This window comes from Modestobacter italicus (genome assembly GCF_000306785.1).
In the GTDB taxonomy this organism is placed as follows: Bacteria; Actinomycetota; Actinomycetes; order Mycobacteriales; family Geodermatophilaceae; genus Modestobacter; species Modestobacter italicus.
In genome coordinates, this window is sequence record NC_017955.1 from 4,656,699 (window position 1) to 4,671,953 (window position 15,255).

Sequence of the window (15,255 nt, forward strand, 5' to 3'; positions counted from 1 at the left end):
CCGTGCACGGAACGGGTACCCGGCCGACCGGTGACCCCGGGGCGGCCCCGCGGGCCGCCGGTCGGACGAGCGTTGCGTGCCCTCGTCCGAACCCACCCTGGAGTCACCTGTGCCCATCGCCCTGCACCACATGATCGTCCCGGTCGCCGACCGGGACGCCGCCGTCGCCTGGTTCGTCGACCTGCTCGAGCTGCGCGAGCCCTGGCAGAACGGCTTTTTCTCCTCCGTCCAGCTCGACGACCACCTCGTGATCAACTTCGCGGCCGCCCCGGTGCCCGAGCCGGTGCACCTGGCCTTCCTCGTCGACGACGACCACTTCGACCGGGTCAGGGCGCGCTTCGACGCCGACGGGACGTCGTACACCGCCGACCCGCCCGGACGTCGTCCCGGGGAGGTCGGCGAGGTCAACCCCGACGGCAGCGGGCGGCGGCTGTACTTCCGCGGTCACGGCCACCTGCTCGAGGTGCTGACCGAGCGCTACACCCACGTCCCGGCCGGGTCGCGCTCAGCCTGAGGGTCAGCGGTCGGCGCCCTGCGGGGGTGCCGGCTCACTCAGCGGGCGGGGTCTCCTCGGCCAGGAAGCTCCAGGTCTCGCGCGCCGGGACGGCGGCCTGCCCGGCCGGGCAGCTGGGCCGGAAGTCGCACCAGCTGCACTGCTGGCCGGTGACCGGCGGGAAGGCGACGTCGGGGTCCGCGCCGGCGGCGAGCGCCTCGGTCGCCGTCTCGATGTCGGCGGCGATGTCCTCGGCCCGGCGCACGTGGTTGGCCAGCGACCGCTCGGTGTGCTCGAACACGGCGACCGTGCGGGAGGGCAGGTGGTGCAGCTCGACCCGGTTGCACGCCCGGCGAAGCGTCCGCCGCACGCCGAGCACGTAGATGGCCAGTGCCGGTGACCCCCGCGCCTCGTCCTCGGTGGAGGGGACCCGGCCGGTCTTGTAGTCGACGACGACCAGCTCGTCGCCGCGCTGGTCGATCCGGTCGATGCGGCCGGACAGCGCCAGCCGCTCGGTGGTCGCCCCCACGGTGCGCTCGGTGCCCACCGGCTCCTCGGCGGGGTCGAGCTCGCCGACGTAGTCGGTGAGCCAGCCGGCGGCCCGCGACCGCCAGCGGTCGGCCTGCTCGTCGTCGCGGAAGCCGGTGCGCGACCACACCCCGTACAGCAGCTGCCGGGCCGCGGCCGGGCTGCGTTTGCCCAGCGGCAGCTCCCACCAGGAGCGCAGTGCCGCGTGCACCGCCGCACCGACGGTGTTGTGCGCCCACGCCGGGCCCTTCGGCGGGGTGGGCCGGGTGAGGTAGGCGAACCGGTAGCGGCGCGGGCAGTCGGCGTAGGTGGCCAGCTTGCTGGGGGTGGCCGAGAACAGCCGCCGGGGCATGCCCGGCATCTCCAGTTGCGCGCTCACCGCCGCTCCCTGCCCACGTCGGCCACGGTAGCCGGGGGCACCGACAGGTTCAGCCGGTGACGACGGGGACGCCGGTGCCGGCGGCCAGCAGCAGCTCGTACTGGTCGGGTTCGGTGGTGCAGGCGGCGATCGGGGTGCGCTTGTTGGTGCCGTGGTAGTCGCTGGAGCCGGTGCGCAGCAGCCCCAGCCCGTCGGCGAGGGCGCGGAGGTACACGCGCTGGTCGGGGGTGTGGTCGGGGTGGTCGACCTCGAGGCCGAGCAGCCCGGCGGCGGCCATCGCGGCGATGGCGTCGTCGCCGACGACCCGTCCTCGGGAGGTGGCCAGCCCGTGGGCGAACACCGGCACGCCCCCGGCCGCTCGCACCAGGCGGATGCCCTCGAGCACGTCGGTGTCGGCCTTGCTCGCGTAGTAGGGGCTGCGGTGGTGCAGCAGGGTGGCGAAGGCGTGGTCGACGGACTCCACGACGCCGGCGTCCACGAGCGCGCGGGCGATGTGCGGCCGGCCGACCACCCCGCCGTCGCTGTGCGCCACGATCTCGGCCCAGTCGACGGGGTAGCCGTCGGCGGCGAGCCCGGCGACGATCCGCTCCCCCCGGTTGAGCCGTTCCTCGCGCAGCCGCACGCGCTCGGCGGCGAAGGCCGGGTGCAGCGGGTCGAAGAGGTAGGCCAGCAGGTGGACGGCGATCGGCGGCTCGTCGCTGGGGAAGTACCGGCAGGACAGCTCCATGCCCGGGACGATCGTCAGCCCGGGCGGGCGCGCCGCCCAGGCCGCCGCCCAGCCGCCGGTGGTGTCGTGGTCGGTGATCGCGACGACGTCGAGCCCGGCCGCGGCCGCGGTGGCGACCAGCGCCGCAGGGGTCTCCGTCCCGTCGGAGACCGAGGAGTGGGTGTGCAGGTCGATGAGCACGTGCTCAGCCTGCCGCACCGCGTCCGCCGCCGCCCACGACGCTCAGAGCTCGTCGGAGGAGCGGCCGGGCCGGGTGCGCGGGATCGGCGCCGTGTCGTGCCGGCGCCCGGACTGCAGCGGGCGGGGCATCAGCTGCTCGGGGGCGTCGCCGTCTCCCCGGTCGTCGGCGGCCATCGTCCCGTCGGCGTCCTCGTCGGAGCTCACCGGGTTGGAGGTGGTGTCGGTGCCGAACATCAGCTCCGACAGCCGCTTGTAGAGCGCGTCGGCGTGCGGCATGTAGTCGATGACGTCGAGCCCCTGCTGCTGACCCGCGGACTCGAAACGGAAGGTCCCGTAGCCGAGCAGCTGCCCCCAGAAGGTCTCCTTCCAGGTCAGGTCCGTGATCCTGCGCAGCGGCATGACGGCCACCGTCCGGATGATCACCCCCGAGGTCAGCAGCACCCGGCGGCGGGTGACCAGCAGGTGCCGCACCCACCACTCACCGACGTGCAGCCCGAGGTAGCCCAGCGCGCCGAGGACCACCACCAGACCGACCGTGGCCCCGACCCGGTTGGTCGGGTCGAGCTGCAGCACCCAGACGCCGACGACCAGCGCCGGGACGCCCCGGACGAAGGACCGGACCAGCACCGCCGGGTGCCGCCGCGTCGCGATGACCGGCGGCTCGTCGGCGAGCAGGTACTTCTCGGCGTCCTTGCCCCAGCGGGGCCGCCGGGGAGCCGGACCGGACACGGGCCGAGCTCAGACCAGCGAGCCCACGAAGGTGGACAGCGACTGCGCTGCGTCCCCCAGGGCCGCACCGGCACTGCGGACGATCCCGGCCGCGTCGTCGGGACGCTGGATCACGTAGAAGACCACGAACGCGACGGCCAGCCAGGTGAGCACCTTCTTCAGCACGGGTCGCGTTCCTCTCCTCAGGGCGGCCGACCGCGAGCCGGGGCGGCCGACGGCACAGCTGGCCGTCACGACCGGTCGGCCGCACCGCATGGGTAACAGCTGCTCCGCGGCGGTGACCAGCCGCCACGCCGGTGCGGGGCGAACGGACTCGATCGATGCGGATCGGGTCGGCTCACCGGCCGGGCAGCAGCCGTTCGGTCGGGGGGCCGAGCGGCAGGTCGGGGTAGACCCGGTCGCGGAGGTCGAGCAGCTCCAGGTCCTCGGCGAGCAGCCAGGCGGCGGACGCCGGCCAGGTGACCAGCCACAGCCAGACGCCGTTGGCCTCCCCCACGTAGGCGGCTCGGTCGTCGCCGGTGGGCACCAGCCACAGCGGCGCCCGCTGCCCGGCGGCGCGGATCTCCGCCGTCGAGGGCCCGCCGACGAGGTCGCCGGGGTCGACGCCGGGCAGCCCGGCGTACCCGCAGCCGAGCCCGGTGCCCGGCTCCTCGGCGACCAGCACCAGCTCGGCGGGGCCGCCCAGAGGAGCCGGACCGGCGCAGGCGACGACGATCGCCCGGGCACCCGGTTCACCGCCCCAGGCCAGGCCGGTCACCGCCCAGCCCCCCGGCATCGGGTCCGGCACCCAGGCGGGCACCCGGGCGTCGGCGGTGACGGCGCTGATCGCGTCGTGCGCCACGACCGCGGTGTGGTGCAGCGGGGTGACCCTCGCGTGGAGGTGGCACCAGCCCTCGGCGGTCGAGCCGGGTGTGACCGTCAGCGCCTCGCCGCAGCGCGGGCACACCGGGGAGACGCTCATGGCCGCTCACCGTCCTGTCCTGGCGGGTGTTCGTCAAGCTCCGGGGATCAGTGCCCGGTCCGCTGCCCCGGACCGGACCCGCCGTAACCTCGCCGACGTGGGTGGACCGGTGCCGGAGGTGCCGTGCGTCGGTGCGGTCGTGCACGACGCGCGTGGCCGGCTGCTGCTGGTCCGGCGGGGGCACGCACCCAGCGCCGGGCTGTGGTCGGTTCCCGGCGGGCGGGTGGAGGCCGGCGAGTCCGAGGTCGAGGCCGTCGTCCGGGAGATCGCGGAGGAGACCGGGCTGCGGGTGCGTCCCGAGCGGGTGCTGGGCCGGGTGCGGATCGACGGGGACGGCGTCGTCTTCACCGTGACCGACTGGGTGTGCACGCTGCTCGACCCCGCGCAGCAGCCGGTGGCCGGCGACGACGCCGCCGACGTGGTGTTCGTGGACGCGGCCGGCCTGGCGGCGCTGGACATGGCGCCGGGTGTCGTGGCGGCGCTGACCGGGTGGAGCGCCCTGCCCCGCTGAGCGCGCGGCCGCCACGGGGCGACGCTGACCCGCCGGACCGGGCGCCGATCCTACGATGGCCTCGTGCCGCTCCTGCCCGCTCCCGACCTGCCGGCCGAGGCCGAGGTCGTCCGGTTGGGACCGGCCGCCCGCTCCGCCCGGCTGGTCGGTGCCGCCGTGGTGCTGGCCCTGCTGCTCGTCGGCGCGGTCTGGGGTGACGACGACGCCTTCCCCTTCGGCCCGTTCCGGATGTACTCGACCCGCGCCGACCCCGACGCCGCCGTGGTGTCCACCCGGGTGGTGGGGCTGACCGCGGCCGGCGAGGAGGTCCGGCTCTCCGGTGGGCAGGTCGGTCTGCGCCGCGCCGAGTTCGAGGGCCAGCTGCCCCGGGTCGAGGCGCACCCGGAGCTGCTGGGCCTGCTGGCCGACTCCTGGGCGGCGAAGCACCCCGGCGCGGTGGAGCTCGTTGGGGTGCAGGTGGTACAGCGCCGCTTCGAGCTGTCCGACGGGCAGCCGACCGACGCGTACTCCGACACCGTGGTGGTCGAGTACGACCTGGAGGGAGGCCGGTGAGCGCCACCGCGCAGAGCCGGACGGCGACCGCGGCCCGGACGGCGCGGGCGACCACCCCGGAGACCGAGCCGGCCGTCCCGCTGACGCCGCGCTGGTGGTTCCGGCCGGTGCCGCTGGCCCGCATCGCGGTGTTCCGGGTCATCGCCTACCTGTTCATCCCGATCGACGTCTTCGTCACCACCTCCTGGGTCCGGGCGCACGCCGACGTGCCCACCGCCTGGTACGCCCCGCTGCTGGTCGGCCGGCTGCTGGACCTGCCCACCCCGACGCACACGGTCGTGCTGGTCGTGCAGTGGGCGCTGGTGGTCGCCGCGCTGGCGGCGGCCACCGGCCGCGCTCCCCGCCTGCTCGGGCTCGCCGTCTTCCTGCTCTACGCGGAGTGGATGGTCATCGCGATGAGCTACGGGAAGGTCGACCACGACCGGATCGCCTTCCTGGTCGCGCTCGCCCTCCTGCCGACGATCGGCCGCGCCCGGTTCCGGGACCGCCGCTCCTCCGAGGCCGCCGGATTCGCCATGGCGGCGGTGCTGGTCGCGGTGATGCTCACCTACTTCCTGGCGGCCTGGGCGAAGATCCGCTTCGGCGGCTGGGACTGGCCGACCGGCGCGACCATCGCCCGCGCGGTCGTGCGCCGCGGCAGCGTCTTCTCCGACTGGACGCTGGACGTGCCCTACCTGCTCCCGGCCGTGCAGTGGGCGATGATCATCGGGGAGCTGGCCGCGCCGCTGCTGCTGCTGGTGCGCACCGACCGGATGCGGGTGGGCCTCGTGCTCTTCCTGCTCGGCTTCCACGTCATCACCTTCCTGGGGCTGGGCATCGTGTTCCTGCCGCACTGCATCGCGATCCTGTCCATCGCCCCGTGGGAGCGGCTGCGCGGCCTGCGCCGGCGGACCGGTCCCGCACCCGCCCGGGCGGCCGCGCCGGGCTGAGCCGGGCCGGTCGGGCACCGGCAGGCGGCTCAGAGCAGGGAGCCGATGCGGGCCGCCATCTCGGCCTCGTGCTGCTGGTAGGCCCCGGCCACGCCGGTCAGCAGCTCGCCCATCCCGGTCAGCGCCTCGCTGACCCCCTGGCTGGAGAGCCGCCACTTCTCGTACAGCTCGCTGAACCGGGCGGCGGCCTGGCTGTCGGTCCAGCCCTCCAGCACCGAGCTGGTGATGCCGGCGGACAGCGCGGCGTGCCGGGCGGCGGTGTCCGCCGCCTCGGCCCGGCACTGCCCGGCCATCGCGTCCAGCGTGGCGATCTCGACCCTCATGGCTCCTCCTCCGTCCGGGGACCTCCCGGTCGGGGTGGACGGTAGGGCCGGTGCCGCCACGGCCGCGGCCGTCGTCCACAGGCGGGGCCGTTGTCCACAGCTCCGGGCCGGGACCCCCGCGGCGGCCGCCCGCCGCGGCACCATCGCCGCGTGCCCCTCCCCTCGCCCCGTCGTCCCGGTCCCGGAGGCGACCGGGTCTGGACACTGTGGTCGCCCGACGGCGCCGTCGACGTCGAGCTGCAGGCCCCCGAGGAGGGGACGCTCGCCGACGTCTCGGACGCCGTGGGCCGTGGTCTCGGCCTGCCGGAGGTCCGGCTGTGGGCGGGGTCGGTGGAGCTGCCCCCGGCCACGCCCCTCACCAGCCCGCTGCTGCGCCACGGCGCCGTCCTGGGGCTGGGCCGCCCGGGGCCGCGGGAGGCACCCGGGAGCGGGTCCGGCGCCCTGGAGCTGCACGTCGTGGGCGGACCCGACGCCGGTCGCACCCTGCCGCTCGGGCAGGGCCCGCTGGTGCTGGGTCGCGGCGCCCGGTGCGGGCTGCCCCTCGCCGACCCGGACGTGTCCCGTCGGCACGCCGTCGTCTCGGTGGCCGCCGGCCGGGTGACCGTCGCCGACCTGGGCTCCTCCAACGGGACCACCCTCGGGGTCGGCTCGGCACCGGGCACGCCCGTCGGCCCGTACGAGCAGGAGTGGCCGGTCGGCGGTGTGCTGCGGGTCGGCTCGAGCGCGCTGCGGCTCACCGGTCCGCGCGGTGCGCCTCTCGAGCAGGTGCCCGCCGCGGCCGGGAGACAGCTGCTCCGCCCGCTCGGCACGCCGTCGCGGACACCGCGGACGGCGGTCGTCCGGCTCCCGGGCCCACCTGTCGCGGGCCCCCGACGCCGGCTCGGCTGGGTGGCCGTCGCCCTGCCCGCGGTGGGCGGGCTGCTGATGGCGTGGCTGCTGTCGGCGCCGCAGTTCCTGTTCTTCGCCCTGCTGGGCCCGCTGGTCGCGGTCGGCGGCTGGGCGTCCGACCGGGTCACCGGTCGCCGCACCCACCGCCGCGCGATGGCCGACCACGCCCTCGCCCGGGCGCTCGCGGACGGCGAGCTGCAGGCCGCGGTCGACGCCGACCTGACCGACCGGGACGACGACCAGCCGGACCCCGCGCGGTTGGCTGCCGCGGCGCGGCGCCGGTGCAGCCCCCTGTGGTCACGCGCCGCCGACCCGGGCGGCCTCACGGTCCGGCTGGGCACCGGCACCGGTCCGACCGGCGTCCTCCGGGTCGACCCCGACGGCAGCACGACCGCCGTGGTCGCCGACCACCTGCCCGTCCCGCTGTCGCTGGCCGCGACGGGGGGCCTGGGCATCGTCGGTCCGCGCGCGCCGGCCCTGGGCATCGCGAGCTCCGTGCTCTGCCAGCTCGCCGTGCTCACCTCGCCGGCGCAGCTGGAGCTGGTCCTGGTCTGCGGCCGCGACCGGGCGGCGGAGTGGGCCTGGACGGCGTGGCTGCCGCACCTGCGCGCGGTCGTCCTCCCCGGTGACGAGCTGCCCGGTCGCCTCCTCGAGGCGACCGGGACGAGGGAGGCGGCGCCGAGAACGGTGGTGGTCCTGGACGGTCCCGTCGACCCGTCCGTGGCCGAGGCCCTCGCCCGCGGAGCCGACCGGCTGGTCAGGGTGGACATCGCCGGCTCGGAGGCGGCGCTCGCGCTGCCGGCCGCCGCCCGGCTGGAGGTGGTCGGTGAGACGGGCACCAGCGGTCGGCTGCGTGCCCCGGGGCTCGACGAGGAGCGCGCGCTCGTCCCCGACGCGGTCAGCGCTGCCACCGCCGCCGGCATCGCCCGCGACCTGGCCGGGCTGACCGCTCCGGCACCGGCCGGCGCGCTGCCGGACGGCGCCCGGCTGCTCGACCTGCCCACCGCGGGGCTGGCGGTGTCCGAGCAGGACGAGGCCGTGGGCACGTGGAGCCGCGACCGCGACCGGCTGGTCGCGGTCCTGGGGTCGACCGGCCCGGGCCCGCTGGGCATCGACCTGGTCGCCGACGGCCCGCACGCGCTGGTCGCCGGTACCACCGGCTCGGGGAAGTCCGAGCTGCTGCAGACCCTGGTGGCCAGCCTGGCCCTGCACCACCCCCCGGACCGGTGCTGCTTCCTGCTGGTCGACTACAAGGGCGGGGCGGCCTTCGGCGAGGCGTCCGCGCTGCCGCACACCGTCGGCGTGCTCACCGACCTCGACCACCAGTCGACGGCCCGGGCGCTGCGGTCGCTGTCGGCCGAGCTGACCCGCCGGGAGCGGCTACTCGCCGAGCACCGCGCACGCGACCTCGCCGACCTGCCGGACGCGGTCACGTTGAGCCGGCTGGTCATCGTCGTCGACGAGTTCGCGACCCTGGCCGAGGAGCTCCCCGGCTTCGTCACCGGCCTGGTCGGCATCGCGCAGCGCGGCCGGTCGCTCGGGGTGCACCTGGTGCTGGCCACGCAGCGCCCTGCGGGCGTGCTCAGCCCGGAGATCCGGGCCAACACGTCCCTGCGGATCTGCCTGCGCACCACCGACGAGACCGACGCCCGCGACGTCCTGGGCAGCACCGCCGCCGCACACCTCCCGGCGGACCGCCCGGGCCGGGCGTACCTGCGGACCGGCTCGGCGGCACCGGTGCTCTTCCAGGTCGCCCGGGTGTCCGGTGCGCCGACCCCGGGCGGCACGGCGGTGACCGCCCGCCGACGGTCCTGGCCGCCGGCGCCGGCGGCGCCACCCCTGGCGCCGGCCCACGACGCGGCCAGCGACCTGAGGCGGCTGGTCGGCGCCCTGGAGACCCGGGAACGCGGTGCGGGTCTGCACCCGGTCGACCGGCCTTGGCTGCCGCCGCTGCCGGACCGGCTCGCGGCCGCGGACCTGGACCGGTGGTCGGCCGGCGCGCCCCCGACCCGGCTGCGGATCGGCCTGCTGGACTCCCCCGACGCGCAGCGGCAGGAACCGCTGGAGCTGGACCTGGCCACGGCGGGCGGCTGGCTGGTGGTGGGCGGTCCCCGCAGCGGCCGGACGACGGCGCTGCGCACGGTGCTCGGCGAGGCGGTGCACCAGCTGCCACCGAGCAGGCTGCACGTCCACGTCGTCGACCACGGCGGCGGCGCCCTCGCCCGCGACGCCGAGGCCCTCCCGCACTGCGGCACCGCCGTCGGGCGGGAGGACGCCCACCGGACCCTGCGGCTGCTCGCCCGCCTCGGTGCCGAGGTCGACCGCCGACGCGTCGGGGGTCCGGCCGCGGGCCGGCCGCTGCTGCTGGTGCTCGTCGACGGCCACGAGAGCCTGGTGGCGCTGCTCGAGGAGGCCGACCCGGCCACCGGTGCCGCCGGGCTGCTGCGACTGGTGCGCGAGGGCGCCGCGGTGGGCGTCACCGTGCTGCTCACCGCGGAGCGCGCCGTGCCGGGCAGCAGGCTGGCGAGCGCCGTCCGCGGCCGGCTGGTCCTGCCGCTGCCCGACCGCGCCGACTACGCGGTGGCGGGTGTGCCGGCACGGGCGGTCCCCGGCAACCGGCCACCGGGCCGGTGCCTGGTCGGCGAGGACGCGGTCGAGGGTCAGCTGGCGCTGCCGCGGGAAGCCGTCCGCCCGGTGCCCGACCCACCGGACGTCGGACCGGCGGACGAGCCCCTCCGGATCGCCGTGCTGCCGCCCGATCCCGAACTGGCGCTCCCCGCGGTCGGTGGGTCCTCGCCCGCCGCGGGGCTCTGGCTGCCGCTCGGGCCCGGCGGGGACGACGGCAAGCCGGTGGGCCTCGACCTGGACCGGGCCGGCGGGCTGCTCGTGGTCGGCCCACCCAGCAGCGGGCGGACCAGCGCACTGCACGCGTTCGCCCGGCACTGCGCGGCTGCCGGTGCCGCGGTGGCGGCGCTGGGGCCGGGCCCGGCGTCCGAGGCACCCTCCGCCCCGGCCCGGCTGGACCGGCGGGACCCCGAGGGGTTGCGGGTCTGGCTTGCCGGCCAGGACGCTCACCGCCCCGTGGTCGTCGCCGCCGACGACCTGGTGACGCTGCCGGAGGCGGTCGCCGACCTGCTGACCGCACCGCTCCCGTCAGGAGCACCGCCGATCGTGCTCGCCGCCGGCACCGCGGCCGACCTCGCCGGGGCGTTCCGCGGTCCGGCGGTCGGGCTGCGCCGCCGGCGGACGGCGCTGCTGCTGCGCCCGGCCGCGGGGGACGCGGAGCTGTTCGGGCTGCGCACGCCGCGCAGCCCGCTGCCACCGCGTCCCGGCGCCGGCTGGCTCGCGACGCCCAGCGCCGTCACCCGGGTCCAGGTCGCCCGGCGGCGGGTGCCGGACGGCTCCCCGTGAGCCGGGTCGGCCCCCCGCCCCGGCGCCGACGGGTGCCCGGGTCAGAGGAGCTCGAGCGCCGGGCCGATCTCCTGGGTGGCGTACCAGGCCAGCTCGTGACCCTCGGCCTGGTCGACGACGAACTGGGCGTCCTCGCTGCCCAGGTCGGCCTCCAGCACGACGTTGACCGCGGCCCGGACGTCGTCCTCCGCCTCGGCGACGTCGATGTGGGCGCTCGCGACGTCGGCGAGCGCGACGTCGGCCGTGGTGCGCGCCGCCCCGGCGTCCGCGGCGTCGTCCTGGATGGGCGTGACCGAGGCGTCGGGGACGTCCGCGGCCAGCACGACCCGCCTGCGGGCCGCCGTCGGGTCGACGTCCATGAGCCGCAGGCTCGCCCGGGCCGCCGCGATCAGCGCGGCGTACTCGAGCTCCTCGTCCCCGTCGCTGAGCTCGTAGAAGCTGCGCAGCTGCGGCGTGACCGTGAAGACCGTCAGCGGTCCCTCCAGTCGGCCCTGGTCGAGCAACCGCTGCAGCACGGTCGTCGTGGCCGGCAGGTACACGCGCACCCGGTTCGCCTCCTCGTGTCGTCGGATAGCGACCGTAACGTCGCCGGCCCGCCGATCTTCCCGGCCCGGGTCAGGGGTCCGGGCACAGGGGGCCCCGGCTCAGGCGGCCAGCTCGACGAGGTAGCCGACCTCCTGCTCGATCAGGTCGGCGAGGGCGTCGACGTCGCTGATGCTGTCCCGGTCGGCGTTCAGGCTGACGTACACCGTGCCGTCGTAGCTGGTCATGCCGATGGCCAGCCCCTGTCCCCGCGCCAGCGGCACGACCGGGTAGACCTCCAGCATCCGGGCGCCACCGGCGTAGAGCGGGACCTGCGGCCCCGGCACGTTGGTGACCACCAGGTTGAACAGCCGGCGGGACAGGCCGCTGGCCGCGCGCGCCCCCAGGGCGTGCAGCGTGGGCGGCGCGAAGCCGGACAGCGCGCTCAGCGTGTCCGCGCCCACCGACTGGCTGCGCGGCGCCAGCCCGCGCATGGCGTAGCTGATCCGGGTCAGCCGCAACCGGGGGTTGGGCTCGCCCACCGGCAGGTCGACCAGGAAGGAGCGGACCTCGTTGGCGGCCGACTCGTCCTCGCTGCGGACCGACACCGGGACCAGGGCCCGCACCGAGGTGCTGCCCACCACCGGCTCGCCGCGGGACAGCAGCCACTCCCGGAGCGCACCGGTCACCGAGGTGAGCAGGACGTCGTTGACCGTCCCGCCGTGGGCCTTGCGCACCGTCCGGAGGTCCTCGAGCGAGGCCCGGGCCACCGCGACCCGGCGCTGCCGCCCGATCGGGGCGTTCAGCGGGCTCATCGGGGCCGGGGACACCGCCGTCCGGGCGACCGCGGTGACCAGCCCGCCGGCGACGCCGGCCCAGCGGCCGGCGGTGGCGCGCAGGTCGCCGACGGCCGTCCGGGCGGTGTCGATGACCGCGGAGGGGCGCTGCAGGTAGTCCTCCACCGCCTCCCACACGAGGGCCACCGGGCCGGGCGGCCGGCGCGGTCGCCAGTCGTCGGCCGACTGCGGCAGCGACCGGACCGCGTCGGGTTCCGGGTCGAGGATGACCTGGCCGATGTCGATCGCGCCGAGGCCGTCGACCAGGGCGGGATGGGTCTTGGTCACCACGGCCGTGCGGTCGCCGGCGAGCCCCTCGACCAGGTACATCTCCCACAGCGGGCGGCTGCGGTCCAACGGCCGCGCGGTGAGCCGGGCGACCAGGTCCAGCAGCTGCTCCTCGTTGCCCGGGCGGGGCAGCGCGGAGCGGCGGACGTGGTAGCTGATGTCGAAGTCCGGGTCGTCCACCCAGGCCGGGTTGGCCAGGTGGCCGGGCACCTCGGCGACCTTCTGCCGGTACCGCGGCACCAGCGGCAGCCGGGTGCGCACCAGCTCGATCAGCGCCTCGTGGTCCAGACCCCCGTCGGGACGGTCCAGCACGATGACCCCGCCGACGTGCATCGGCGTGCCCGGTTCCTCCAGGTAGAGGAAGGAGGCATCCAGTGCGGTGAGCCGTTCGACCAACGTGACCTCCCTCACTGAGCGTCGTCCCACGCTACGTCGAGCCCCCGGGGCTGCCCACCCCCGCCCCCCACCCTGCCGGGTCAGCGGCCCCGGCGGGCCCGTCTGCCCGCCGGCGCCGGCACGCCGCCCAGCTCGGCGGCGAGCGCCCGCAGCCCGGTCCGCAGTGCCGAGTGCGGAGCGACCTCGGCGAGCGTGCGCCCCGTGGCGAGCGCGGCGTCGGTCGCCTTGCGGTCGGCCGGCAGGAACGCCCGGACCTCCCGCCCGGTGAACCGGCCGAGCGCCGTGGCGATCTCCTGCCGGGCGTCGCCGGGGACCGGTCCACGGCGGACCTGGTTGACCACCACGATCGGCTCCACCTCGGGCAGCGCGTCGCGCAGCTCGGCCAGCGCCCGGACCGTGCGCTGCAGCGCCACCGGGTCGGCGCCGCTGACGCAGAGCACCTCGTCGGCGGACTCCAGCACCGTCAGCGTCGCCCCGTTGCGGCGCGGTGCCGCGGTGTCGAAGGAGAGCTCCTCGTCCTCCTCGAGGGAGAAGGCGCAGTCCACGACGGTCAGCGCGGCCAGCCGGCGGGCCTCCTCGAGGACCACGCCGACGGCGCGCGGCCGCAGCTCCGGCCACCGGTCGGCGCGGGCCAGCCCGGTCAGGACCCGCAGCTGCGGGCTCACCGACCAGGCCAACCGGGCCAGCGCCGCCCGGTCGAGCGTGCCCGCCGCGGCCTGCCGGGCCGCGGCCGCCACCCCGGGCGACTCGTCGAGCAGCCCCAGCACCTGGGCGACGACCCCGCCGTAGACGTCGGCGTCCACCAGCAGGGTCGGCACGTCCAGGCGGGCCGCCTCGTCGGCGAGTCCGACGGCGACGGTCGTGCGTCCGGGTGCGCCGGTCGGGCCCCAGACGGCCACCACCCGTCCTCCCCCGGCCGGTCCGGCCCCGGCCTCGGGCGGGAGACCGAGCGCGGGCAGCGCGGCGCGCGGGTCGGCGACGTCGTGCCCGGCCACGGGGACGCCGGTCACCGCCTCGCGCAGCGCCCGGGCGATCGCCTCCGGCTCGGCGTCGGCCGGCAGCACGCGGACCACGCCGAGCTGGCGCAGCCGGTCGGCCGCCCGGGTGTCCCCGGGTTCCACCAGACCCACCACGGCCACGCCCGCCGCGTGCAGCCGGGCCACCGCGGAGCCGTCGAGCCGGCGCAGCTCCGCCGACAGCAGGGCCGCCTGCCCGGTGCCCGTGGTCGCGGCGGCCAGCAGCTCGGCCACGTCGACGCACCGCCGGACGACGGTGACGCCGTGGTCCTCGCGGTCGAGGGCACCGACCAGCTCGGACTCCCACGCCGCGCCGGTGACCGCGGTGAAGACCTGCAGCGCCATCAGCCGGTCGGTCCGGCCGGGCTGCTGCCCGTCGGGGACCCGGTCGGACCGCCTGCCGTCGGGGCCGAGCCGCCTCCGGCCCCGGCGTCCACGGACTCCCGGACGACCACCACGAGCCCACGCCCGCCGATGGCCCCGAGCACGTCGGGAGCGTCCTGGCCGGCCACCGCCACGACCACCTGGACGGTCGTGGTGGCCGTGGAGAGGACGCCGTCGCCACGACCGGTCACCGCCTGCACGGGGGCGGCGGAGACCACCAGGTCGACGTCGCCACCGGTCTGCCCGGTGGCGCCGACGGCGGGGTCGGCCACGGCGTACACGTCCACGACCTGCCCGCGGGTCAGGCCGGGCGGGACGTAGCCCGCCTGCACCGGGAGGGCCAGCTGCACCAGCCCGGTCGCCTCCTCCAGCGCCGAGCGCGGCAGCAGCTCACCGGCGCGCACCGCCCGGCCGAGGACCCGGCCCTCGGGGCGCGTGCTGGTCGCCAGGTACTGCCCGGCGACGTCGTCCAGCCGGACCGAGACCGCCACGAGGTCGTCGGCGCCGAGCACGGTGCCGGCCGCCAGGTCGCCGCCGGCCGACCAGACGGGGACCGTGGCGTCGGCTCCGGTGACCACCCGGGCGCCCAGCAGCACCGACCCCAGGACGAGGAGCACGCCCAGGACCAGCCGCAGGTCCAGCCAGCGGGGCGGGCGCACCCGCCGCGGCACCGGGCTCGGGGTGGCATCGGTGCGGCCGGCGGGCGGTGCCGCGGTGGTCGCACTCATCGGTCGCACCTCGCTCGATCTGTCCTCCACCGGGGTGCGGGCACCGCCGGCCTCGCCCGGGCCGGGCGCGGAGGGAGATCATGACCGAGCGGGCGGCCGCTGCGCAGCCGTTGTCCACACCTTCGGGTGGACCGCACGGTCGGAGTCACCCGGCTGCCACACTGGCGGGCACCTTCGACGGGAGAGCACCGATCCATGGCCACCCAGCGCTTCCTGACCCTCGACGACGTCGCGGAGATCCTCAACGTCTCGTGGTCGCAGGCCTACGCGCTGGTCCGCCGCAAGGAGCTGATCGCCATCCAGATCGGCGGCCGCGGCCAGTGGCGGGTGGAGAAGGACGAGCTGGAGCGCTTCATCCAGCAGAAGTACGCCGAGGCGCGCGCCGGCACCGTGATCGAGCCCGCCCCGGACGACGCCGAGGTCGACTCGCCGCACTGACGAGGCACGGCTGACCCGGCGCTGCTGACCCAGCCC

Annotated in this window: 16 protein-coding genes; 6 read left to right on the top strand and 10 right to left on the bottom strand. The window is 77.0% G+C overall.

Annotation, left to right across the window (positions count from 1 at the left end; all coding sequences use genetic code 11):
- Positions 1-109 precede the first annotated feature (109 nt).
- A complete protein-coding gene (locus MODMU_RS22045) occupies positions 110-514 on the top strand; it encodes a VOC family protein (protein ID WP_014742602.1) in 405 nt (134 codons plus the stop codon).
- Between the two features lie 34 nt (positions 515-548).
- Here the strand turns inward: MODMU_RS22045 and MODMU_RS22050 are convergent, their stop codons facing one another.
- The 5 genes from MODMU_RS22050 to MODMU_RS22065 all read right to left on the bottom strand — a co-directional run bounded on the left by MODMU_RS22050 (position 549) and on the right by MODMU_RS22065 (position 3,997).
- Positions 549-1,400, bottom strand: coding sequence for a RecB family exonuclease (locus MODMU_RS22050; RefSeq protein ID WP_231851702.1), 852 nt, complete (start codon positions 1,398-1,400; stop codon positions 549-551).
- Between the two features lie 49 nt (positions 1,401-1,449).
- On the bottom strand, positions 1,450-2,307 hold the full coding sequence (locus tag MODMU_RS22055) for a PHP domain-containing protein (RefSeq protein WP_014742604.1): 858 nt from the start codon (positions 2,305-2,307) through the stop codon (positions 1,450-1,452).
- A gap of 42 nt (positions 2,308-2,349) precedes the next feature.
- On the bottom strand, positions 2,350-3,036 hold the full coding sequence (locus MODMU_RS22060) for a PH domain-containing protein (protein WP_014742605.1): 687 nt from the start codon (positions 3,034-3,036) through the stop codon (positions 2,350-2,352).
- Positions 3,037-3,045: 9 nt separating this feature from the next.
- Positions 3,046-3,201, bottom strand: coding sequence for a hypothetical protein (locus MODMU_RS28755; protein WP_014742606.1), 156 nt, complete (start codon positions 3,199-3,201; stop codon positions 3,046-3,048).
- A gap of 172 nt (positions 3,202-3,373) precedes the next feature.
- Positions 3,374-3,997, bottom strand: coding sequence for a DUF6758 family protein (locus MODMU_RS22065; RefSeq protein WP_014742607.1), 624 nt, complete (start codon positions 3,995-3,997; stop codon positions 3,374-3,376).
- 97 nt (positions 3,998-4,094) lie between these two features.
- On the opposite strand from MODMU_RS22065, the gene MODMU_RS22070 reads away from it, so the two are divergent.
- From MODMU_RS22070 to MODMU_RS22080, 3 genes are all read left to right on the top strand, one after another.
- Positions 4,095-4,508 (top strand): NUDIX domain-containing protein, encoded by a 414-nt coding sequence (locus MODMU_RS22070; protein WP_014742608.1) that lies wholly within the window; start codon positions 4,095-4,097, stop codon positions 4,506-4,508.
- Between the two features lie 63 nt (positions 4,509-4,571).
- Positions 4,572-5,060 carry a hypothetical protein gene (locus MODMU_RS22075; protein ID WP_014742609.1) on the top strand — a complete coding sequence of 163 codons (489 nt, stop codon included), beginning with the start codon at positions 4,572-4,574 and terminating at the stop codon, positions 5,058-5,060.
- A complete protein-coding gene (locus tag MODMU_RS22080; RefSeq protein ID WP_014742610.1) occupies positions 5,057-5,989 on the top strand; it encodes an HTTM domain-containing protein in 933 nt (310 codons plus the stop codon). The genes MODMU_RS22075 and MODMU_RS22080 overlap by 4 nt, the downstream gene beginning before the upstream one ends.
- Positions 5,990-6,018: 29 nt before the next feature.
- On the opposite strand, the gene MODMU_RS22085 is transcribed toward MODMU_RS22080, so the two are convergent.
- Positions 6,019-6,312, bottom strand: coding sequence for a WXG100 family type VII secretion target (locus tag MODMU_RS22085; RefSeq protein ID WP_014742611.1), 294 nt, complete (start codon positions 6,310-6,312; stop codon positions 6,019-6,021).
- A gap of 150 nt (positions 6,313-6,462) precedes the next feature.
- Between MODMU_RS22085 and MODMU_RS22090 the strand changes: the two genes are divergently transcribed.
- On the top strand, positions 6,463-10,611 hold the full coding sequence (locus tag MODMU_RS22090) for a type VII secretion EssC family protein (protein WP_014742612.1): 4,149 nt from the start codon (positions 6,463-6,465) through the stop codon (positions 10,609-10,611).
- A 41-nt stretch (positions 10,612-10,652) separates the two neighbouring features.
- On the opposite strand, the gene MODMU_RS22095 is transcribed toward MODMU_RS22090, so the two are convergent.
- From MODMU_RS22095 to MODMU_RS22110, 4 genes are all read right to left on the bottom strand, one after another.
- The gene (locus MODMU_RS22095) at positions 10,653-11,156 is read right to left on the bottom strand and encodes a DUF6912 family protein (protein WP_014742613.1); all 504 of its coding nucleotides are present in this window, start codon (positions 11,154-11,156) and stop codon (positions 10,653-10,655) included.
- 99 nt (positions 11,157-11,255) lie between these two features.
- Positions 11,256-12,653 carry a WS/DGAT/MGAT family O-acyltransferase gene (locus MODMU_RS22100; protein ID WP_041797440.1) on the bottom strand — a complete coding sequence of 466 codons (1,398 nt, stop codon included), beginning with the start codon at positions 12,651-12,653 and terminating at the stop codon, positions 11,256-11,258.
- Between the two features lie 80 nt (positions 12,654-12,733).
- A complete protein-coding gene (locus MODMU_RS22105) occupies positions 12,734-14,014 on the bottom strand; it encodes a CpaE/TadZ family protein (protein WP_014742615.1) in 1,281 nt (426 codons plus the stop codon).
- Positions 14,014-14,781, bottom strand: a complete 768-nt coding sequence (locus MODMU_RS22110; protein ID WP_014742616.1) for an SAF domain-containing protein — start codon at positions 14,779-14,781, stop codon at positions 14,014-14,016. Before MODMU_RS22110 ends, MODMU_RS22105 begins: the two co-directional genes overlap by 1 nt.
- 195 nt (positions 14,782-14,976) lie before the next feature.
- On the opposite strand from MODMU_RS22110, the gene MODMU_RS22115 reads away from it, so the two are divergent.
- Entirely contained in the window at positions 14,977-15,219 is a 243-nt protein-coding gene (locus tag MODMU_RS22115; RefSeq protein WP_014742617.1) for a helix-turn-helix domain-containing protein, read from the top strand.
- Positions 15,220-15,255 lie beyond the last annotated feature (36 nt).